Origin of the sequence: Psychrobacter sp. YGAH215, from assembly GCF_007280595.1 — a bacterium.
Taxonomy (GTDB): Bacteria; Pseudomonadota; Gammaproteobacteria; order Pseudomonadales; family Moraxellaceae; genus Psychrobacter; species Psychrobacter faecalis.
The window spans coordinates 24,683-46,933 of sequence record NZ_VKLR01000021.1; the positions used below are offsets into that span (position 1 = coordinate 24,683).

Below are 22,251 nucleotides of genomic sequence, written 5' to 3' on the forward strand. Positions count from 1 at the left end.
AATCGACTTTACGCTGATGATTCAAACTCTTTATATTTTAAGCGATCTATTATGGTAGCAAATCCCACCGAGCTGATTACCTCAGATAAAAATACGACTGTCAAACTTATCAAAGGGCTATTGACGCAAGCGCGCCAGCGTAAGAAACAAGGGCAAACCGTCATTGAAGGCGTGCACCTTATCGATGCCGCTCTGCGTAGCGATTACCCATTTGTGCAGATATTACTGTCTGAATCGGCGCACCAGCATTCTGAAGTTCAGCAGCTTTTGACGCGCCTACCGACTTATACGCCTATTTTGACTTTAGCAGATAGCCTGTACGAAGGTATTCGTAGCTTAGGGACTGGCATCGATATCATGGCGCTGATTAACATTCCAGCGCCTAGCCTTAAACCCATCAATGATGACTGCTTGATTCTTAATGATGTCCAGGACAGCGGCAATGTCGGTACGCTACTGCGTACGGCGGCGGCGGTTGGCATTAAAAACATACTTTGTACCAGTGCAACAGCGCAAGCATGGTCACCAAAGACGCTCAGAGCAGGTATGGGCGCGCAGTTTGCCCTCAGCATTTACGAGGGGTTAAGTGTGCAAGATATTTTAGATTTCGTACAAACGCCGCTATTTGCCACCAGCTCACATACCGATACGGTCATTTATCAACATGACTTAAGAAAGCCAATCGCTTGGATTATGGGGCATGAAGGCCAAGGTGTTTGCGACGAGCTAATGCAGTGTGCCACCCCTATCGCCTTGCCGCAGCCTAACGGGCAAGAAAGCCTGAATGTCGCCATTGCAGGCTCATTATGCTTGTATGAAACGTTGCGACAAAGAAATTATATTTAAAATCTAAAGTTTTAAAAGGGTTAAGTGGAAAAATAACTGAATATGAATAAAATTTACTCAGTTATTTTCCGTTTCAAAACCTTGAGAGATAATTATCATATTTGTAAGATTATATATAGTATTACTCAATACCTCTTCAGTATATAAATCTATTTTTAGAAAAACTTTTTAATATTAGTTGTTATCGTATTGCAGCCAGCTAACTAACATAAGCGTTAGTCCTCAACCATTTAGTTGCCAAATACTTAGTTCCTTTAATAACAGGCATACCAGCATGTAGACTCAAAGGTTCTACACTTCCATCAAACTTAGTATTACTAAAGTAGAGTGCTGTACCTTTTTTAGGACGCACTTCAAGATTAATTTTAGGAAAACATGTACCACCCCCTGATTCGACATCTGATAGGTACATTAATAAAGTACCCACACGTTGACCTCCTTTTCCCGTAATTTCCTTATGATTGGGATGTTTAGGATCGAAGAAGTCGAAGTGTGGACGATACTCTGCTCCTTTTTCATAATGTAGCACTTGTAAACCTTCACCGCGAATCTCTGGCCAATGTAATAATGCTTCTATTCTTTTTTCAATTTTCGTTATTAAATCTGTCGCACCTCTTTGAAAACCGCAACTCGTACTAGTTCGTGCATCATGGTCTGCAAAACTACCATCAATAGGGCTAACGACTCTAGAGTTTTTTAGCTTCCCCTCACTACTTTTTATTAGTTGATCACATTCTTTATTACTCAAGAAGCTATCTATAACTGCTACGAAAGGTGGGTAGAAAGTTGAGGTCAACTTCACAGTTCTGTCTGGCAGTGCTATTGAGTTATTACTGACATCTATATAAGGTATATTTATAACTTCAGACTGCTGAGACATAAGCTCATATGCTGCATTATAGAAACCTCTTTCAAAAAGCGTGTTTATTATATTATTGAAAGGTACACCACGATTGATATTCTCTACAATCCATTTTTGCCAACTCGGTTCTAGCTGTAATATCGCGTTCATACTCACTCCTTTTGATTTTACCTATAAAGAAACCATACAACCAATATAACAGTATCTCATAATCATTTATTTAATCAAATATTCATGAAACAACCGAATTAAAAAATTTGATAATAAAAAAACCCGCTATAAAAATAGCGGGTCTTTTTTGCTTCATTCCTTATGCAAGAGGTAACAATTAAATCTTGCTAGTCAGCTCAGGCAATGCCTCAAACAAATCGGCTTCTAAGAAGTAATCAGCAACGCTCGCGATTGGTGATTCTGGATCATTGTTGATAGCAACGATGACTTTAGAATCTTTCATACCTGCTAAATGCTGAATCGCGCCTGAGATACCCGCTGCAATATAGAGATCTGGAGCAACGATTTTACCTGTTTGACCAACTTGCATATCGTTTGGTACATAGCCTGCGTCAACAGCAGCACGTGATGCACCAACCGCCGCGCCAAGCTTATCAGCTAGTGGCTCGATGTATTTAGTAAAGTTTTCACCGTTTGCTAGCGCACGACCACCTGAAACCACGATGCTTGCTGAAGTCAACTCAGGGCGGTCAGATTTTGCCATCTCTTCATTGACGAAGCTTGATTTACCCAAATCTTGAACATTATCGAGTGTCTCAACAGACGCTGAGCCGCCTTCGCTTGCCACAGGATCAAAAGCCGTTGTACGGACTGTTAAAACCACTTTATCTTCTGAAGTCTTAACCGTCGCCGTGGCATTACCTGCATAGATAGGACGCTCAAAAGTGTTTGCGTCTACGACCGCAGAGATCTCTGACAACATGCTCACGTCAAGTAAAGCGGCGACACGTGGCATAAAATTTTTGCCAGTAGTAGTAGCAGCAGCGATGATATGGCTATAATCACCAGCGATGTCAGCAACCAATAGGGCGATGTTGCCTGCCAATTGATGCTCATAAGCGGCGTTATCGGCTAATAGTACTTTAGTCACGCCTTCAGCTTTAGCGGCTGCATCAGCTGCTGCCTGCGCGCCGCTACCAGCGACCAATACATGGACGTCATCGCCTATTTGCTTAGCAGCAGCGATCGTGTTCAAAGTTGCCTTTTTTAGACTGGCATTGTCATGTTCTGCATATACCAAAATTGCCATTGTTTTTATCCTTTATTTATTCGTATCATCTATTCATGCGGTTGTTTGTGTACAAAACGATTTATCAAATCAGCTTAAATATGAAACCTTTTAGATAACATCATTTTGCACAAGATATGCCGTAGCAAAATATTAAAAGACTCACGCCTTAGATAACTTTTGCTTCATTTTTTAGCTTATCGACCAACTCGTCAACTGAACCTACCTTGATACCCGCTTTACGCTCAGAAGGTGGCACGACTTTGATAATTTCTTGCTTAGAAGTCATATCGACACCGAAATCAGCAGGTGTTTTTTCATCAAGTGGCTTTTTCTTTGCTTTCATGATGTTAGGCAATTTTGCATAACGTGGCTCATTTAAGCGTAAGTCAGTGGTGATAACCGCTGGTAGCTCAAGTGCTAGGGTTTGCAGACCACCGTCGATTTCACGCGTGACGTTGACTTTGCTGCCTTCAACTTTTACTTCTGACGCAAAAGTACCCTGACCGATACCCATCAATGCTGCTAACATCTGACCAGTTTGGTTGTTGTCGTCATCGATGGCTTGTTTACCCAATAGGATAATATCCGTAGACTCAGATTCAGCGATATTCTTAAGGATTTTAGCAACTTGTAATGGATAAGGTTTTTCGTCAGATACAACCAAAATCCCACGGTCAGCACCCAAGGCTAAAGCTGCACGAATTTGCTCTTGTGATTCTTTTGGACCGATTGAGGCGACGATGACTTCATCAATCACGCCCGCTTCTTTTAGACGAACGGCTTCTTCAACAGCAATTTCATCAAAAGGGTTGATTGACATTTTAGTGTTAGATAAATCTACGCCCGAATTATCAGCTTTTACACGAACTTTTACGTTGTAATCAATGACACGCTTGACCGCTACTAATGCTTTCATACGTTCCTCGTTTATTAATGTTATGAATTAAAAATTACCAATTAAGAACCAAAGGTTCATTTTTTTCAAACTGTGATGCAAATTGTCGTTCAAAATACTACTAAAGGTTTTTACCACATTAGCATAGATTTAAACATAAATATGTATAAGCCGCTCACCCAAGATATCGCGGTATCATATTTATTATTCGCTAGTCGTGATTTATTATCGGTATTTACTCATCTAAGTATTTACCAATAACAAAAGTATACCAGTAAACGATTAAATCCTGCTAAAACTAAGCCAACCGTTATTATCAGACCCGTCTATCTTGCGTGAGCTCAGGACTAAGGTCAAGACAACGCCGTGAATAATGCGTCATAAATTTGTCACCATTGTTGCAAAAACAGTCTGTAAGTGCCTAAATAGAAAGTTATTTGACGTCTTAGATTAACACATGAAGTGCAATACCAAATGCAAGGTGAAAAAAAGACCTAGATGCGCTAGCATCAAAGTTTTTATCCACCGACCAAAGTGAGATTGCAACCATGAGCTATACGCATCTAAGCCTAGGGGAACGATACCAGATTTATGCCCTAATAGGGGCAAAACATAGTATTAATTTCATAGCTCGAGAGTTAAACAGAAGTCCCAGTACCATATCAAGAGAGCTTAGGCGTAATAAAAGCCTACGAGGTTACCGAGCAAAGCATGCTAATAACAAGGCTTGTGACAGACGGCCAAACAATGCGCTCAGCATCATCGCTGACGTATGGGGCTGGGTCACAGATAAGCTTAAAGAGAACTGGAGTCCTGAGCAGATAGCTGGCGTTCATGCTGGTATCAGTCATATGAGCATTTATCGCTATATTTGGCGTGATAAGAGGCAAGGCGGCACATTGTGGCAGTGTCTCAGACGTAAAGGAAAACCATACCGGCAGCGTCTAACCGCTGAGACCCGAGGCCGTATCAATGACAGAGTCTCGATTCATGAGCGCCCTTGTATTGTTGAAGAACGCTCACGTATTGGAGATTGGGAAGCGGATACGGTGATTGGTCAGCATCACAAGCAAGCGATTGTCACGCTCGTTGAAAGTAAAACAGGGCTACTGAAGATGAAGCGTGTCGATAATAAAACAGCACAGCAAGTATCACAGGCAATGATAGAACTCTTAAAGCCAGTAAGGTTGCAGGTTAAGACCATTACCTCTGACAATGGTAAAGAGTTTGCTCAGCATAAGAAGGTGAAACAAAAGCTCTTTAGCCCTTTCTTCTTTGCCGATGCTTATGCGTCATGGCAGCGAGGAACCAACGAGAATACCAATGGCCTTATCAGAGAGTACTTGCCTAAGGGTTGTGACTTTAGACAAGTCTCTGATAATGAGATACAGGACATTGAGAACAAACTAAACAACAGACCAAGAAAACGATTAGGGTTTAAAACGCCTATGCAGGCGTTCTATAATATTAATTAGCGTTGCACTTGGTGTGTTAATCTAAGATTTTAAATCCTGGGAAAATATGGCCTGAAGCCTTACCTAAAGCTTAATTTTAAAAAAACTGCAGTATGAAAAAGCGTTTACCTTTAATCTCACAATTAAAGGTAAACGCTTTTATAGTTTTAATATGGTTCATTTATTTTGAAATAAATGCGTGACTGCAGATATCAATTTTTTGAAGCCTCTAGCGTGCACAGCAAAAAGCAAGCGAGGACAATTGATACCCGCACCGTGCAATTAAAGACACGCTTCGTGCGTTTTGAACTGACTATCCTACAACATCTGGTCAATCGCCATTTGTGTCAATACCCGACCACGCGCCGTACGCAGCACATAACCTTGCTGTATTAAATATGGCTCAATCACATCTTCAAGCGTACCGCGATCTTCGGCCATTGCTGCTGCTATTGCTTCAACGCCTGCAGGACCACCATCGAAACGCTCGTGTAATATCTCTATATAGCGTCTGTCCAAATGGTCGAGACCTCGTCTATCTACGGCGAGCATATCAAGCGCACTACCGGCTATCGCGCCATTGATACTGCCATCTCCTCTGACTTGGGCATAATCACGTACACGGCGTAATAGCCGATTGGCAATCCTTGGCGTTCCGCGCGAACGGCGCGCAATCTCTACTGCGCCATCTTCGCTCATCGGTACCCGCATCAAACGCGCCGCACGGCTAACAATCGTTGTCAGATCAGCGATATTATAAAACTCTAAGCGCTGCACAATCCCAAAACGATCTCGCAATGGCGAAGTCAGCAGCCCTGCGCGTGTGGTTGCTGCCACCAAAGTAAACGGCGGTAAATCAAGCTTGATAGAACGTGCCGCTGGACCTTCGCCAATCATAATATCAAGCTGAAAATCTTCCATTGCTGGATAAAGAATTTCTTCAATGACCGGACTTAGACGATGAATCTCATCGATAAAGAGCACATCGCCCGCTTCTAAATTGGTCAGCATGGCGGCCAAATCACCAGCACGCTCAAGTACAGGCCCTGAGGTAGAACGCAGATTGCCACCCATTTCACGGGCAATAATATTAGCAAGTGTGGTTTTACCAAGCCCCGGCGGACCAAAAATCAAGGTATGATCTAATGCCTCGTCGCGACCACGTGCCGCGCCAATAAACACTTCCATCTGTTCACGCACCACCGGCTGACCAATATATTCAGCCAATAATGCCGGTCGAATATTAGAGTCAGGCGCATCACCTGCTCCTTCTAACGGATTAATCAAACGATCTTGCATCATAGGTTTTATCATTTTATTAAAATCATTATTTTTAAAAGACTAAATCATAAACAGCATAACCAAACGCTGCGCATAAGTCATGCAAAACATCATAAAGCAGGTAGTCAATAAAACACAGCCCAAAACGAAAATAAGCGACAATCAATGTCGCTTATCTGTTTAAAATTTAACATAATTATTTATAGTTTAAATAATTAAAAGCCAGAGAGCTGTTGCAGAGTGGCTTTTAACAAGCTCTGCGTATCGGCAAAGGTATCACCATTACTTTTCGCCGCTTTAATAGCTTGCTGCGCTTCTCGTTCTTTATAACCCAAGCTAATCAACGCGCCCTCGACCTCAGCGATGATACTGCCTTCAGCAGAAATAGGCGCAGGTTGAAGCGCAAATTCTAAACTGCTATTATCAACCTCGATATTTTTCAGCTTATCTTTTAACTCAATCAATAAACGCTGTGCAGTCTTTTTACCGATACCGGGAATACGCGTCAATGCCGTCTCAGACTCTTGCTCGACGTGCATCTTTAGCTCAGCCGCTGACATCGCAGACAGCATCGCCAGCGCCATTTTTGCCCCAACGCCATTGATTTTAATCAATTGGCGAAAAACATCGCGCTCTTTACGATCGATAAAACCAAAAAGCAGCTGCGCATCTTCACGCACGTGAAAATGCGTCCAAATGCTCGCCTGCTCTTTGAGACGCAACTGACAAAATGACGGCAGCGGCAGCTCTATATCGTAGCCTACGCCAGAGGCAGTCATGATACAGGCAGTTGGTGCCATCAAATATTGCACCTGCCCCGTAATCAATCCAATCATTATCCACCACCTTTTATAAGATTTGACCATAAAAACTGCTTATAGCATTTGCGCTAAAAATAAGCGGCTGTTATGGCTCAATGAGCTTGCTTTGCTAACCACGCTTATTTATAAAAATCGACCATACCTTCGAGGCTGATAGGACGAATTTTATGCGCCTGACCCGCTGAACCAAAGGCTTCAAAACGATTGGTACAGATATCTGACATCGCCACCATAGAGGCTTTAAAATATTTACGTGGATCAAATTCGCTTGGGTTTTCTGCCAAGAATTTACGGATCGCGCCCGTTGATGCCAAACGTAAATCGGTATCGATATTGACTTTACGGACGCCGTGCTTAATCGCTTCAACGATTTGCTCAACCGGTACACCATAGGTTTCACCGATATCACCGCCGTTTTCATTAATAACTTTTAGCCATTCTTGCGGTACTGACGACGAACCATGCATGACCAAATGGGTATTCGGGATACGCGCATGAATCTCTTTGACGCGCTCAATCGATAAGATGTCGCCTGTCGGTGGACGGGTAAATTTATACGCGCCATGACTGGTGCCAATAGCAATCGCTAGCGCATCGACATTGGTGTCTTTAACAAACTGCTCGGCTTCATCAGCACTGGTCAATAGTTGCTCGTGATCCAATACACCTTCTGCGCCTGAGCCGTCTTCTTCGCCTGCCATGCCGGTCTCAAGGCTACCTAAGCAACCGATTTCACCTTCGACAGACACGCCGCACGCGTGGGCCATTTTGACTACTTCGCGGGTCACGCTGGCATTATAATCATAATCCATTGGCGTTTTACCGTCTTCACCGAGAGAGCCGTCCATCATCACCGATGAGAAACCAAGCTGAATTGAGCGCTGGCAAATAGCAGGTGACATACCATGGTCTTGATGCATCACCACCGGAATATGCGGCCATTCTTCAATCGCAGCAATAATCAGATGACGTAAAAATGCTGACCCTGCATAACTACGCGCGCCAGCACTGGCTTGCACGATGACAGGTGAATCACAAGCGTCGGCCGCCATCATGATGGCACGCATCTGCTCTAAGTTATTGACGTTAAAGGCAGGGACACCATAGCTGTGCTCAGCGGCATGATCCAAAAGTTGACGTAAAGATATTAAGGCCATAAAACGCTCTCTGATTAGATTTTAAAATAAATACTTGTAACGATTTGGTGATTACAAGTGTTCTATCCTCGCTGCAAGGTAGGTAAATCGACAAGCAGCACTATAGAACAGTTGGGAAAATGCAGGATTTTTACTAGCAATTATCACGCGCAGATTATAGCAAATTTTGCCCACGCTTCGTAGCGGTTGAGCGACTATTTATTAGGCTCACATTATTAAGCTCGATTAAGCTTGCGGTTTTATTGAGCATACCGATTGTATTGAGGTTACAGCTTTGGTTTAATTGATGAATGATGCTATTGCATACCTTACTTTTAGCAATGCATAAAACGCAAAAAGCCTTGGTCATCACCAAAGCTTTTTAGTATTTCGAGGCTTATAAGACCGCTATTGATTATAGCGCTATGCATGCAAGTCGATTATTAAAATCAAATAACTTGAATGAATCATAACTGATTAGCAATCAATTAGTACTGTTGTTCTGCTTCTACTGCGTTTTCACTGGCTTTCTCTTCAACAGCAGAGGCACCATCAGCAACCACGCCAGCAGTAGCGGAAACGGCTTCATTTGCGCCAACTACAACTGCTTCACCAGTATTTTCTATCGCGTCAGTCGCAGCAGCACCAGCTGTTTCAGCGCCTTCAGCAACTTCTGCGCCGGCGTTTTGGGCAGCAACTTCAGCGTCAGCAGCAGCGGCTTCGGTTTCAGCAATAGCAACTTCTGTGTTAGCAGCAGCGTCATCACCAGCAGACTCAGCAGCAGCTTCCGTTTTATCTTGTGTTTCTTGGCTACATGCAGTAATTGCAAAGGTACCAGCAAGGACACTAGCAAGTAACAAATGACGTTTTAACATAATAAACCTCTCGTAAATAAAGCATGCCAAATACATGATTTTCGCTATTTTATAGAGTACAAATTGGGCATGCAATCATAATTTTCAGTATGGAAACAAATAATTACTACTTAATAATAAGCTGTGACCTTTCACGCTCACCTTTATCCTGCAGCTCTCATACAGACAGGCCAAACAACAATAAAATCAAACACGGTGGTCACTTTATTATTTTTATAGCCTACCCCAGATGCTCATAATAAGTTGTACGTCTAATGTTACTTAATTGATAAATGACGATAGAACGATTACTCGCCAATTTGTAAAGCAGCGACTGCTGGCAACACTTTACCTTCTACAAATTCCAAAAAAGCGCCGCCGCCCGTTGACATATAGCTAACCCCATCAGCCACTTGATATTTATCAATTGCCGCTAACGTGTCACCGCCGCCTGCAATCGAAAACCCTTGGCTGTCTTTAACCGCGTTTGCCACAATTTGCGTACCTTGACCAAAAGCATCGACTTCAAATACGCCGACCGGACCATTCCATAAAATGGTTTTTGCCTTAATGATAGCAGCCGCTAATTGCTCAGCGCTCTCTGGCGCGATGTCTAAAATCATGTCATTATCGCCAATGGCATCGACCGACTTAATAGTAGCGGTAGCTTTCTGTAATGAGCCGGTAAAGTCCGCAAAATCAATCTCATTTTTATTGGCCACGACCACATACTCTGGCAATAAAATCTCAGTCTTACTCATAATATCACGAGCGGTATCGACCAGTTCCACCTCATATAATGATGCTCCAACGCTATGACCTTGCGCTGCCAAAAAAGTATTGGCAATACCGCCGCCAACGATAATTTGCGAGCAGACTTCAGCTAAGCTATGCAGTACTTCAAGCTTGGTCGAGACTTTTGAGCCACCAACGATTGCCAGCATCGGTTGGGCTGGCGTTTCAAGCGCAAGACTTAAGGCATCAAGCTCAGCGGCCAATAAAGGTCCAGCGCAAGCGACTTTGCCCGCCTGATGCATCGCTTGGGTCACGCCTTCGGTTGACGCTTGCGCGCGGTGCGCCGTGCCAAAAGCGTCCATGACAAACACATCGCACAAATCCGCATATTTTTGCGCCAACGCTGTGTCGTTTTTCTTCTCGCCGTTATTAAAGCGCACGTTTTCTAGCAGCACGACTTCGCCTGCCTTGATTGCCACGCCTTGAGTTAGATAGTCTTTATTTAAGCTGACTGGCGCAGCTAGCTTATCGCTTAAATAGTCAGCAACTGGCGCAAGCGAATAGATGGCCTCAGGACTGCCTTCTGTCGGACGACCAAGGTGTGAGCAAACAATCACCGCCGCGCCTTTTTCTAACGCCATTTTGATGGTAGGCAAACTGGCTTGCAGGCGCGCATCGCTTGCGACTTTGCCATCTTTGATAGGCACATTTAAGTCTTCACGAATCAATACCACCTTATCCGCTAAGCTCAGCTCACTCATACGCAAAAAATTCATTACCTGCTCCTATGCATCATCTATGGTTAATCTACAATATGGCTGTTTGCTAACTGCAAAACGTTTTTACGAAATAGTCATCTTAAAACGTATATTATGGGTCATTCTCGCACTTGGTGTTATAGAACTGTCCAAGCAAGAATTTCAGCGGTGTATTCTAGCAGTTTTTAGTCTTCTCTTATAAAGAACTGCGATAAATTTTGCGCTATAGATTATCAATCCATATAACTGCCAAATTTCAATAGTAATCACATGCACTAAAAACAGTAACATTTCGTGGTGGTACTTCATCATCAGGCTGTTTATGATAAAGGCGTGTTTGTGATAAGCACCGTTGGCTCTAAAAAAGCAGCTTATTATAAAACCTATGATGATAATGAATAATAAACCTAACAATAAAAACAATTTCTCAGGAGAAAATTATGAGTATTGATATTGAAACTGCCAAACAAGACCTGCTAAACCTAAAGGAAGAATATGAAACTCGCATTGATAAAATCGAAGACCATATTCAAAACCCGCAAGACGACCTCAATGAACATTGGGAAGATCAGGCCATCTCATACCGTCAAAACGACATGCGCGCAAGCTTGATGGATGAAGCACGTCAAAGCCTTATCTACGTCGAAAACGCGCTAAGCCGTATTGAAAACGGTACCTACGGTGAATGTGAAGTGTGCGGCAAACAAATCGAAGCGCAACGCTTAAAAGCGCTGCCATATGCCACGTTGTGTATGGAACATGCAGAATAATTTTTAATGTCTATTTTAAATACGTTTCACTTGAAATAACTTTCTAATCAAGCAGGCGTTTGCCATCTGCTAAGCGCCTGCTGCCATTGCTGACAACGCGCGGCAATTTGCTGTACAGGCAAATCCATAATATCGCCAACGACCGCCACATAGGCAATTGGCAAACCCGCCAGCTCGGTTATATTTTCCGCCGTCAACCCCCCTATCACGCAGATATCAATCCCCTGTTGACAACCTTCGATGAGCTGCTGGCGAGATATCACATGGGCATTAGGTTTGGTGTTTGAGGCAAAAACTGCGCCCATCGCCGCATAGCTTGCGCCGTCTTCTTTTGCCTGTTTGACCAGCGCTACATCGCCGTGACAAGTTCGCCCAATAACTTGTTCGGCTGCAAGATAACGTTTGGCATCATCGATAGCGCCATCTTGTTGACCTAAATGCACCCCGATGCCAAGTTTTTTGGCAAGGGCAATGTCATCGTTCATCACAACATCGACATTATAGACTCTAGCTAAGCTGACTATCTGCTGTGCTTCCTCATAGAGTTTTTCTTTGCCATTTGCCGATTGTAAGGTTTTTTTACGGCGAATTTGCAATAATGCTACCAGCCCTGTTGCTAATGCTGCTTCTAGTTTTGCATATAACACTGCGAATTCATCATCATTGGTCAGTAAATATAGTTTGGGCGCGGGCGTCATAGCCGATACTTGGAACATATGGTTTTTCCTTAAATGGGCTTAAATTTGACCCAATAAAAAGGCTGTTATATTACATAACAGCCTTGTACACCAATATTAAAATAACACGCTTATACGGTACGGCGAGTCGCCAAACTGTTTAAGATATTTTTCGCATCACCCCAACGCGTCGCTGAACTGTTTGCGCCCAAAATCACGATAATCGCTGGACGGTTATTAACGCGGGTTTCCATCACCACGCAGCGCCCTGCTTCATTGATAAAGCCAGTTTTTGAGATACCGATTGGATAGCTACCATCACGCACTAAGCTGCTGGTGTTGTTGGCTTTATAGGTACGGTTGCCGCTTGAGTAGTTAGAGACATAAAAGTCATAGCTTTTGGTGGTCGAAAAACGACGAATGACATCGTAGTTGCCAGCTGCACGTACCATTTTAACGAGATCATTTGATGAAGCGACGTTACGCTTATCAAGACCCGTTGGGTCACCGAAGAAAGCGGTGGTCATGCCCAAGTCTTGAGCTTTACGGTTCATAGCGCGCATAAAGGCACTATAACCACCTGGATAGTTACGCGCTAGGCTTTTTGCGGCTGGGTTTTCTGACTTCATCAATGCCATGAGTAGCATCTCAGCACGGTTCAAACGGTCACCTGACTTAAGGTTTGAGCTGGCGCGTTTTGGACCGACGAAATCTTCTGGATCAAGGGTAATCTCTTCACGCATGTCAAGACCGGCGTCTAGCACCACCATCGCTGTCATAATCTTAGTAATACTTGCCATCGGACGGGCAATATCAGCAGCTTTTTCGTAGATAGATTCGCCGGTTTCAGCATCGATGACCACAACACTGCGCGAATCGGTACTGATCGGAATCATACTACCGCTGTTAAAACCACCACGATAGGCGGTGTTATAGCTGTTGGTATTATTGAAGCTATTATTGCTGCTACCAAAACTGTGTGCATTAGTAATATTGGTGGCGCCGTAGCCATTGTCTACTTTTTTAATCGCCGAGCTATTACTGCTGTTGTACATGATTTTACGCGCTTCAGATAAGCTATCGGCACCGCCCCAGCTCACACGAGCACTAGACTCAGAGCCAGAACTACCATTAATGGTAAGCGCCGCTTGTGCAACACTGCCCAAACTCAATGAAATCAGAGCAGCGATTAATTGCTGTTTGGTTAATGGTAGTTGCTTCATTATGCCTCCTGCAGCCGCGCTGCCATTAGTTAGAAAATTAGTTACATACTAACTAACACCAACAACGTACGTAGCGTTTGTGGTTGTGTTTGTAGATACTCGCATAGAGTTTTTGTATTTTTAGTGTATCATGGTTTGCATTTAAGTTTAATCTACTAAATCAATTAGATGTCGTTTTTTGACCACATTCAAATTTTACTACATTTAATTTATATTGCAGCAATATTAATTAACAATGGAGCAATATAGCATTACATTTAAGCTTATAAAGGCACAGTTGCAAAGTTCCTATAAAAGTATGCTGCTTAATATAAGGGAGTTTGTGAGTTTACATATTTTAATTAAAAAATTTATAGCAGCTGATATTTATAATAAGACAGTAAAATCATTTAGATAGTTTAAGTTTAACAGTGCACCCTTTATTCTGACCAATAGAAAAGAGTATAACTATGATTCGAGTATTAGTAGTAGATGATCATGATTTGGTGCGAATGGGCATTAGCCGCATGTTGGCAGATAGTGCCGATATAGAAGTCGTCGGCGAAGCGGATAGTGGCGATATGGCGATTAAATTGGCAAAACAGCTGCGTCCGGATGTGATATTGCTCGATGTCAATATGCCCAATATTGGCGGCCTCGAAGCCACCAAACGCCTCATCCAGCTTGATATGGGCTTTAAGATTTTGGCCGTGAGTAGCATGTCAGCGCAGCCTTATCCGTCAATGCTTATTAAAGCGGGTGTCAATGGTTATATTACCAAAGGGACGCCGCTTGACGAGATGATACGCGCGGTGAAAAAAGTCTATCAGGGCGGGCGTTACTTTAGCCAAGACGTCGCTGAGCAATTGGCGGATGTTTTGTTATCTGATAATGCTAGCTCACCTTTTGACTTATTAAGTGACCGTGAAAAACAGGTCGCGATGATGGTGGTGAATTGCCAAAGCCCGCAGCAAATCGCCGACCAGTTATTTGTCAGCGTCAAAACCATCAATACTTATCGTTACCGCATTTATGAAAAAGTCGGTGTCGATAGCGATGTAAAATTGACCCATTTGGCCATTCGCCATGGGCTTATTCAACCGTAAGTTAGTAAGTTACTAAGCATAAATAACTAAGTATAACCCCACTCTCAACTTGTTTTTCTAAGGTATTGGTTTACTTAGTTTTTAAAATTTCAGTTAAAACAATTAGAATTTTAAATTCTATAAAAACCAAAAGCCTACGATAAGTTGAGATTGGCGTAAGTATAGTAAGCACCTTCCCTTCTGTTACGCTCAACTTAAGGCTTTAGAGCCAGTGAACACTTTAAAGCCTATGAAACCTTCAAAGCCTGTGCCATCGTCAAAGTCCAAGCAACATGAGCAGCATAAGAAATCTGCTCCTAGCGTTATAGCCGCTATTACGGATTATTTTCAGCGCGATGACACCTTACCTTTGCCGCAGCTGCGCAGGTTAGGATTGATTTATAGCAGCTATCGCTTTGTCGTCAGCCTATTTTCTATGCTGATGGTGTATATCACAGCGCGCGCTAGCGATGGTTCATCGTTACCAAGTTTTTTGCAGCAAACCGCGCTCAGTTTTTATGTCCTTTTAAGCTTAATTTTATTGGGTTTATTTTATGTGGTGACCAAGCATCCACGGCAACAGCTGGCGTTTGGTTTAGCGGTAGACGTCATTATTTTAAGCTTACTGCTCTATACCGCTGGCGCGCCTGATTTGCAGTTGACCATGCTGTATATGGTGGTGGTTGCCGCCAGCTTTATGCTGCTTCATAGCTCGCAAGCGCTGATTATTACTTTACTGGCGATTATTTTCGTTATCTATCAGCAGTTTTTTTATGCGATTGCCAATAGCATGAATTTGGCAAATTTAGGCGATGCGCTCCTGATGTCAGCCAGCTTTTTGGCAGTCGGCGGTTTGAGTTGGTCAATCTCGCAGCGCTTGGTACAAGTTGAGAAAGTAGCGGCCCGCCACGCCAAAGAAGTCGAACGCTTAAACGTTATCAATCAAGAAGTCATCACCCAAATGGCCAACGGTGTCATCGTCATTGATTGTGAACAAGTGGTTTTAGCCAACCTTTCGGCTTATCAATTACTGAGTATTCCAAATGCTACGGCAATGGATGCAGAGTATGTTGAGACAAATGCTGCGCTAAGTAGCTCGCCAAACAGCTTGTTAAACAATTCTTTAAACAGCCATGCGAACAACTCTTCAAATAATATTAAAAATCATATTGCAAACAAACCACTCGCCGACTTTCAGCAGCAGTTTCGCGCGCAACATCTACAGTTATTTGAAGCTTGCTTATCGATAGAGACGGGACAATCTCGTACTTTTATTTATGAGTTGCCAGCTACTGCCAATGCCTCTGTCTTTGGTAAGCTTCGCGTTGAAATTATCCCGCTAAAAGATGACAGTAAGCTTGTCATATTGGAAGACTTACGCCGCGAACAAGCCAGCGCCCAACAGTTAAAATTGGCCTCACTCGGGCAACTGACCGCCAGTATCGCTCATGAAATAAGAAATCCGTTAGCCGCTATCTCGCAAGCCAGTCAACTACTGATAGAAGATATTGAAGAAAGTCAGGCCATAGAGAGTGCAAGCGCAAATGATGCGTTGGCTGGCAATCATGAGCTTTATAAAATGATATTCACGCAAACAAAGCGCGTTAATCGTATTATTGAAGACGTTTTAAAACTGTCACGCCAGCAAACCGCCAAGCAGCAATTCATTGCCCTTGCCGACTGGATACCAGAATTTTTGGCAAACTATTTTCAAGGTCACGATGTTTTTTTACACAGCCATGCGCAGCCGTCCATCTCGTTTGATCCGCATCAGTTAGAACAAATTTTTATCAATTTAATTAACAATGGCTTACGTCATAGCAGTTATGCTCACCCTCATGCCGTTGTGGAAATCGAGATTTATTGTGCCGACAACGATGTTATAATTGATGTATTGGACGATGGAACAGGTGTAAGCACGGCAGACTTAACCCACCTGTTCAATCCATTTTTTACCACTGATAAGGCGGGTACGGGTTTAGGCTTGTATTTATCGCAAGCATTTTGTGAAGCCAACCATGCGCGCCTACTTTATATTCCAGAACACAAAAAGACTTGTTTTCGTTTGATTGCGCCTGCTATTGACAACGCGGCCATTGATAATGAAGCAGTTGAAAACTTAGATAAAACCTATTTTTAATGCCTTGCAATATTTTAAGACAATGAGATGATGTATGACCACAACCGCGCTAGTCGTTGATGATGAAGTAGATTTATGCCGCTTGATGCAAATTACCTTAACCAAGATGGGCATCAAAAGCGATGTGGCTTATACCTTATCGCAAGCCAAAACCTATTGGCAAGCAAACGACTATGACTTTTGTCTAACCGACTTAAAACTCCCTGATGGGTCAGGCTTAGAGTTGGTTAAACATATTAGCAGCAGTTCAAGTACGCCCATTGCCGTGATTACCGCGCATGGCAGTATGGATTTGGCGATTGAAGCGTTAAAGCTGGGCGCTTTTGATTTTGTTAATAAGCCGCTTGAGCTGCCGCGCCTGCGACAATTGGTCGAAAATGCACTCAAGGTTATTCATCAAGATAACGCCGCAAAGTCAACGCCTGAGCGCTCACCTGAGCAGCAAATGCTCGATAGTCGTCTGATTGGCGACTCAGCTGTCATGCACCCGCTAAAAAGTACCATTTTAAAATTAGCGCGTTCGCAAGCGCCAGTTTTTTTATCGGGGGCATCGGGCACTGGTAAAGAAGTGGTTGCGCGCTTGATCCATGATTTAAGCCCGCGCCGTGATGGCAGCTTTGTACCAGTCAACTGCGGCGCGATTCCGTCAGAGCTAATGGAGTCAGAATTTTTTGGTCATAAAAAAGGCAGCTTTACTGGCGCTGTGGCTGATAAACAAGGACTGTTTCAACAGGCTAATGGCGGTACGCTATTTTTAGATGAGGTCGCCGACTTACCACTAGCGATGCAGGTCAAATTACTGCGCGCCATTCAAGAAAAAACCGTGCGCGCAATCGGCGATACCAAAGAAGTGCCAGTTGATATTCGTATCCTATCAGCGACGCATAAGGATTTAAATCAGCTGGTACAAGCAGGTAGCTTTCGCCAAGATTTATATTACCGCATCAATGTCATTGAGCTTAAACTGCCGACGCTTAACGCAAGACGTGATGATATACCGGTATTGGCCAAGCACTTTTTGACCCTGATTGCCGATGAATGGCAATTGGAGTCGCCGCCAACGCTGACCGATGCTGCTTGCGCGCGCCTACAACATCACGACTTTGCGGGTAACGTACGCGAATTACGTAATATCCTTGAACGCGCGATAACCTTAGCGGAGACATCCACTATTGATGCGAGTCATTTGGGCTTGGCTGATTTTGACAATCAACAATTAGAGAACGCGCAAGAAGCTATTGCAGAAGTAGAGCAAAATAACAACGCTGACAAAGCGACCCTTTCGAGCAATGCTATTTTAGATAAAAGTGAAAGCTTAGAAGCGCAATCTATAAAAGATAATGCGGAAAAAAATAACGTAGAAGGTGCAGAAAAAGACAGCGCACAACAAGCAAAAGCTACTATATCTCCTTATCGCACCATTACGCAGCACTATCCTTCAATGAATGCGCACGCTGCAGCCAGTCCTACAGCACAACCTGATAAAACAGCAGCCAGCGCTATGTCAGAACCATTAAGCAATGAAGCAGAAAATTCAGAAAATTTAAGACCACCCGTAAATCAAGAAAATATTAGCACCGGTCAATTACCTGCCCAAGGCTTAGAGCATTATTTGCAAGAGCAGGAAAGGCAGCTGATTATTACCGCCCTTAAACAGACAAACTGGAATAAGACCCAAGCTGCTGAATTGTTGGGCACCACTTTCCGCTCGTTACGCTATCGTATGTCAAAGCTTGGAATTGCTGAAAACCAGTCTGAATAATATATAAGCGCTAACCGTAAGACGATAATTAAATCAGCTCGAAAAGTCTCAGTTTAAATGCTAACGAAATTAGGGCTTGGCTTTAACTGTCGGCTTTTCAGTCACGTGCTCGATGATTGTATTGTTTTGAGTCACTTTATTTTTAACAACTTTAGTATTAGTGTCATCTTGATTAGAATTATTCGCTGCTTGAGGCTTGCGTACAAAGCGAACACCCGACGGCAGGGCTTTTTTTCTGAGTAAATCAAGCGCCTGTTGCTCCCACGTGCTTTCACTTCCTGTTAAAGTCACATCAGGCGCTACCCCAACCCCATCTATTTTTTTACCTGAAGCGGTCATGTAATGGGCAACCGTCAGCTTCACCGCCTGCTCGTCATTAAGCGGTATCACGGACTGCACCGAACCTTTACCATAACTGACCTCGCCTAAAATAGTCGCGCGTTTTTGCGCTTGCAAACTACTGGCTAAGACCTCAGCCGCTGAAGCAGAATAACGATTTTGCAACACCACAACTGGCATAGTATCTAATAACGCTGCACCTTGCGTCGATAGTGTGCGTGAGTCGCTTTGACGACCTTTGACTTGTACCACATCGGTATTGGTCATAAATAAGCTGGCAACGCTTACCGCTGACGCCAATACACCGCCTGGGTTGTCACGCATGTCTAATAAAACGCCCTTAACAGGCGCGTCCAAATCAATTAACCCTTGTAACAGCTTTTCACGGCTATTGTTTTGAAAGGCGGGTAATCTAACAATAGCCATTCCATCTACCAGGCGCGTTTCAATAACTTGTGGATGGTTGTGATTACGCTGTAAAGTCGTGGTATGTTTACGCCGGCCTGCTTTTGATGTCACCACATCTACTTGGGTACCTGCAATGCCCGTTAGCAATTGCTCAATGTCATTACTTTCTTCGTCTTCGCCAAGTTTAAACTCGTCTACTTGGTGCAAATAATCACCAACGGCAATGCCTTTTTTATCAGCAGGCGAGCCATCAACCACCTCAGTAATCACCCAATAGCCTACTTTAGGCTGATACTGCACCTTGATACCGATATCGCCGACGTCGCCTTCAGTAAAAGCGCGCAGATTCTCATAAGCTTCTGCATCCAAAAACTCAGCGTGGCTATCAAGCTTGGTCAACATCCCGCTCATGGCGTTGCTAAATAACTCTTCGTCATTGACTGTATCCACATATTCGCGTCGTACCAAATCAACGACGGCCACAAAGGTTTTGAGCGTTTCAGGCGAAATGGCCTTTAACGATACTTGCGCGACTTCAGCGGGAATATCGGTGTTTATCACGTCTGACTCGTCATTTAGCGCACTTTCATCAGCGACAGCATCTATCGAGTCATCGACTTGATCGGCAGATTCGAGCATATCGGCGATATCTGATAAATCGTCGGCGTTATTAACTTGCTCGGCATTACTTAAGGATACATCGTCGTCATTAAGACCAATCAATTGCAAGCTTGCCGTGGGATTTTCGCCAGTATTATTGATTTTACCGTTATTGGTGGTAGCAGCTTGTGCTGGCATATTGACCACACCTAGCCCTACTACACTGCTTATAAGAGCGGGTTTTAATAGCTGAGAGCCGATTAATTTGACATTAAAAGACTTCATTTTAAAAGATTTAGAACCAATGAATTTAGAAGTAATAGATTTAGAATCAACAGGCAATGGCATGATGATATTTCTCAAGCTTTTAGACCGCAATAAGGATAAAGGGCGAATTGAACGCATAATAAATTACTCAAAGAAAGGGATTGGTTATTATTTTTATAACTTTTAGATTATATCGATATTTATGATTATAAAGTTATTCATGAACGATGTCGTCTAAAATAACACTGAGCTTCTACCTAAGACTAGGACAGTATTGCAAGTAACTTAAACAATATGTATCAAGCAAAATGCGGGGATGCGTAGAAAAAATGCAAAAAAAGGGAAAGATACTCAATATCTTTCCCTTTTTATAAAACTCAATAGCTTTAGCAGTAGTAATAGACTGCTAAATGCCCCTATTAAATGTCTCGTTTATGTAGCCGAAAGCAGTAAGTTTTTACCGGTCATATCATCTGGCTGCTCGATATCCATTAATGCCAAAATCGTAGGCGCGATATCACTAAGCTTGCCGCCGCTACGTACTTTTACGGCTTTCTCACCAATATAAATCAGTGGCACCAGCTCAGTGGTATGCTGTGTATGCACCTGACCACTTTCGTAGTCTTGCATCTGCTCACAGTTGCCATGGTCAGCGGTGATCAGCATGTCGCCACCCGCAGCGCGTACCGCTTCTTCTAAGCGACCAATGCACACATCCAACGCCTCTACCGCTTTGACAGCGGCTTCAAAGACACCTGTATGCCCGACCATATCGCCGTTGGCATAATTAACCACCAACACATCATATTTACCCGACTCGATAGCAGCGACCAGCTCATCGGTCACTTCAGGCGCGCTCATTTCTGGCTGTAAATCATAAGTAGCAACATCAGGCGATGGCACTAAAATCCGCGTCTCGCCTTCATATTCATCTTCGCGGCCGCCGCTAAAGAAAAAGGTCACGTGCGCATATTTTTCAGTTTCAGCGATACGTAGCTGGGTTTTACCTTTATCTTGTAGATACTCGCCAAGCGTGTTGGTCAAAGACGCTGGATAATAGGCAATACTGGTTTTTGGATTGTCCGCTAGCACGTCAGAATACTTCGTCAACATCACAAAAGCGGCAAGCTTTGGTTGCTTATGACGGGCAAAACCAGAAAACTCATGATCTGGTAGCACAAAGGCTTGCGCAAGCTCACGGGCACGGTCAGCGCGGAAGTTCATAAAGATAAGTGCGTCATTGTCATCGACGGTATAAGGCACTTCGTCGCGACCAATCACCACCGTTGGATTGATAAACTCATCGGTTTCGCGTGCTTTATACGCCGCTTGTATGGCGCCATCGGCACGTGTTGCTAAGCGGTCGGCTTTACCCTCGGTGATAAGCTCATAGGCTTTTTGCACGCGGTCCCAGCGATTGTCACGATCCATTGCATAATACCGCCCAATAATACTGGCAATTTGCACGCGGCCACCTTCATAGTGGTCATTGAGCTTAGCAATATGATCGCGTAAGCGGTTGATGTACTTATCAGCAGATTTTGGCGGCGTATCACGGCCATCTAAAAAACAATGCACAAAGACATTTTTAGCACCGTGTACCAATGCCGAATGGCACATAGCCTCGATATGGTCTTGATGTGAGTGCACGCCGCCATCAGACAACAATCCCATAATATGCACGTTACCACCGAGCTTATTTGCCGCTTTTACGGCATTAACCAGTGCTTCGTTTTTATAGAACTCACGATTGGCGACTTCATTTGAGATACGAGTGGAGTCTTGATAAAGCACGCGGCCAGCGCCCAAATTCATATGACCAACTTCTGAGTTACCAAACTGACCATCTGGCAGACCGACATCCTCTCCTGAAGCCGATATCAATCCATGCGGATATTGCTGATAAATCTTATCTAAATTTGGCATATGGGCGGCAGCAATCGCATTATCCTTATCGTCTTCACGATGCCCAAAACCATCTAATATCATTAAGACATGGGGCACTTTTTTATTTTGCTCGCTATCTTGCTTATTATTGAGCTGAGCCTGACTATCGTCGATAATTTCTGCTTGTTGCTGGTTATGGGTCATGGATTACCGCTCCTCAAGTGAATGA

The 22,251-nt window shown here is 43.5% G+C and carries 18 protein-coding genes; 6 read left to right on the top strand and 12 right to left on the bottom strand.

Annotated elements, in window-relative coordinates; all coding sequences use genetic code 11:
• Positions 1-51 precede the first annotated feature (51 nt).
• Positions 52-846 carry an RNA methyltransferase gene (locus FOR85_RS09350; protein WP_144297713.1) on the top strand — a complete coding sequence of 265 codons (795 nt, stop codon included), beginning with the start codon at positions 52-54 and terminating at the stop codon, positions 844-846.
• A 199-nt stretch (positions 847-1,045) separates the two neighbouring features.
• Here the strand turns inward: FOR85_RS09350 and FOR85_RS09355 are convergent, their stop codons facing one another.
• The 3 genes from FOR85_RS09355 to FOR85_RS09365 form a co-directional block, all read right to left on the bottom strand.
• Positions 1,046-1,858: a 2OG-Fe(II) oxygenase gene (locus tag FOR85_RS09355; RefSeq protein WP_144297714.1), complete on the bottom strand. Its 813-nt coding sequence runs from the start codon at positions 1,856-1,858 to the stop codon at positions 1,046-1,048.
• A 178-nt stretch (positions 1,859-2,036) separates the two neighbouring features.
• Positions 2,037-2,969, bottom strand: coding sequence for an electron transfer flavoprotein subunit alpha/FixB family protein (locus FOR85_RS09360; RefSeq protein ID WP_102076260.1), 933 nt, complete (start codon positions 2,967-2,969; stop codon positions 2,037-2,039).
• A 148-nt stretch (positions 2,970-3,117) separates the two neighbouring features.
• Positions 3,118-3,867 carry an electron transfer flavoprotein subunit beta/FixA family protein gene (locus FOR85_RS09365; RefSeq protein WP_144297715.1) on the bottom strand — a complete coding sequence of 250 codons (750 nt, stop codon included), beginning with the start codon at positions 3,865-3,867 and terminating at the stop codon, positions 3,118-3,120.
• Between the two features lie 527 nt (positions 3,868-4,394).
• Here FOR85_RS09365 and FOR85_RS09370 point away from each other — a divergent pair.
• Positions 4,395-5,321, top strand: a complete 927-nt coding sequence (locus FOR85_RS09370; RefSeq protein ID WP_144297716.1) for an IS30 family transposase — start codon at positions 4,395-4,397, stop codon at positions 5,319-5,321.
• Positions 5,322-5,618: 297 nt separating this feature from the next.
• Here the strand turns inward: FOR85_RS09370 and ruvB are convergent, their stop codons facing one another.
• The 5 genes from ruvB to FOR85_RS09395 form a co-directional block, all read right to left on the bottom strand.
• On the bottom strand, positions 5,619-6,599 hold the full coding sequence (ruvB, locus tag FOR85_RS09375; protein WP_068404994.1) for a Holliday junction branch migration DNA helicase RuvB: 981 nt from the start codon (positions 6,597-6,599) through the stop codon (positions 5,619-5,621).
• Positions 6,600-6,796: 197 nt separating this feature from the next.
• Positions 6,797-7,417, bottom strand: coding sequence for a Holliday junction branch migration protein RuvA (gene ruvA / locus FOR85_RS09380; protein ID WP_144297717.1), 621 nt, complete (start codon positions 7,415-7,417; stop codon positions 6,797-6,799).
• A 104-nt stretch (positions 7,418-7,521) separates the two neighbouring features.
• The gene (gene fba / locus FOR85_RS09385) at positions 7,522-8,559 is read right to left on the bottom strand and encodes a class II fructose-bisphosphate aldolase (protein ID WP_144297718.1); all 1,038 of its coding nucleotides are present in this window, start codon (positions 8,557-8,559) and stop codon (positions 7,522-7,524) included.
• A gap of 467 nt (positions 8,560-9,026) precedes the next feature.
• Positions 9,027-9,413 (bottom strand): hypothetical protein, encoded by a 387-nt coding sequence (locus FOR85_RS09390; protein WP_144297719.1) that lies wholly within the window; start codon positions 9,411-9,413, stop codon positions 9,027-9,029.
• 287 nt (positions 9,414-9,700) lie between these two features.
• Positions 9,701-10,903 carry a phosphoglycerate kinase gene (locus tag FOR85_RS09395; RefSeq protein WP_144297720.1) on the bottom strand — a complete coding sequence of 401 codons (1,203 nt, stop codon included), beginning with the start codon at positions 10,901-10,903 and terminating at the stop codon, positions 9,701-9,703.
• A gap of 422 nt (positions 10,904-11,325) precedes the next feature.
• On the opposite strand from FOR85_RS09395, the gene FOR85_RS09400 reads away from it, so the two are divergent.
• The gene (locus tag FOR85_RS09400) at positions 11,326-11,655 is read left to right on the top strand and encodes a TraR/DksA C4-type zinc finger protein (RefSeq protein WP_144297721.1); all 330 of its coding nucleotides are present in this window, start codon (positions 11,326-11,328) and stop codon (positions 11,653-11,655) included.
• 47 nt (positions 11,656-11,702) lie between these two features.
• Here the strand turns inward: FOR85_RS09400 and FOR85_RS09405 are convergent, their stop codons facing one another.
• Entirely contained in the window at positions 11,703-12,371 is a 669-nt protein-coding gene (locus tag FOR85_RS09405) for a thiamine phosphate synthase (protein WP_144297722.1), read from the bottom strand.
• 92 nt (positions 12,372-12,463) lie between these two features.
• Complete coding sequence (locus FOR85_RS09410; RefSeq protein WP_144297723.1) at positions 12,464-13,555, bottom strand: serine hydrolase; 1,092 nt, start codon at positions 13,553-13,555, stop codon at positions 12,464-12,466.
• 449 nt (positions 13,556-14,004) lie between these two features.
• Here FOR85_RS09410 and FOR85_RS09415 point away from each other — a divergent pair, with 449 nt between their 5' ends.
• The 3 genes from FOR85_RS09415 to FOR85_RS09425 all read left to right on the top strand — a co-directional run bounded on the left by FOR85_RS09415 (position 14,005) and on the right by FOR85_RS09425 (position 18,521).
• Positions 14,005-14,640, top strand: a complete 636-nt coding sequence (locus FOR85_RS09415; RefSeq protein WP_102076814.1) for a response regulator — start codon at positions 14,005-14,007, stop codon at positions 14,638-14,640.
• Positions 14,641-14,851: 211 nt separating this feature from the next.
• Positions 14,852-16,759, top strand: coding sequence for a PAS domain-containing sensor histidine kinase (locus FOR85_RS09420; RefSeq protein ID WP_223808597.1), 1,908 nt, complete (start codon positions 14,852-14,854; stop codon positions 16,757-16,759).
• Positions 16,760-16,793: 34 nt separating this feature from the next.
• A complete protein-coding gene (locus FOR85_RS09425; RefSeq protein ID WP_144297724.1) occupies positions 16,794-18,521 on the top strand; it encodes a sigma-54 dependent transcriptional regulator in 1,728 nt (575 codons plus the stop codon).
• A 69-nt stretch (positions 18,522-18,590) separates the two neighbouring features.
• Here the strand turns inward: FOR85_RS09425 and FOR85_RS09430 are convergent, their stop codons facing one another.
• The gene (locus tag FOR85_RS09430) at positions 18,591-20,066 is read right to left on the bottom strand and encodes a S41 family peptidase (protein WP_223808598.1); all 1,476 of its coding nucleotides are present in this window, start codon (positions 20,064-20,066) and stop codon (positions 18,591-18,593) included.
• A gap of 501 nt (positions 20,067-20,567) precedes the next feature.
• On the bottom strand, positions 20,568-22,226 hold the full coding sequence (gene gpmI, locus FOR85_RS09435) for a 2,3-bisphosphoglycerate-independent phosphoglycerate mutase (RefSeq protein ID WP_144297725.1): 1,659 nt from the start codon (positions 22,224-22,226) through the stop codon (positions 20,568-20,570).
• Positions 22,227-22,251: the final 25 nt, after the last annotated feature.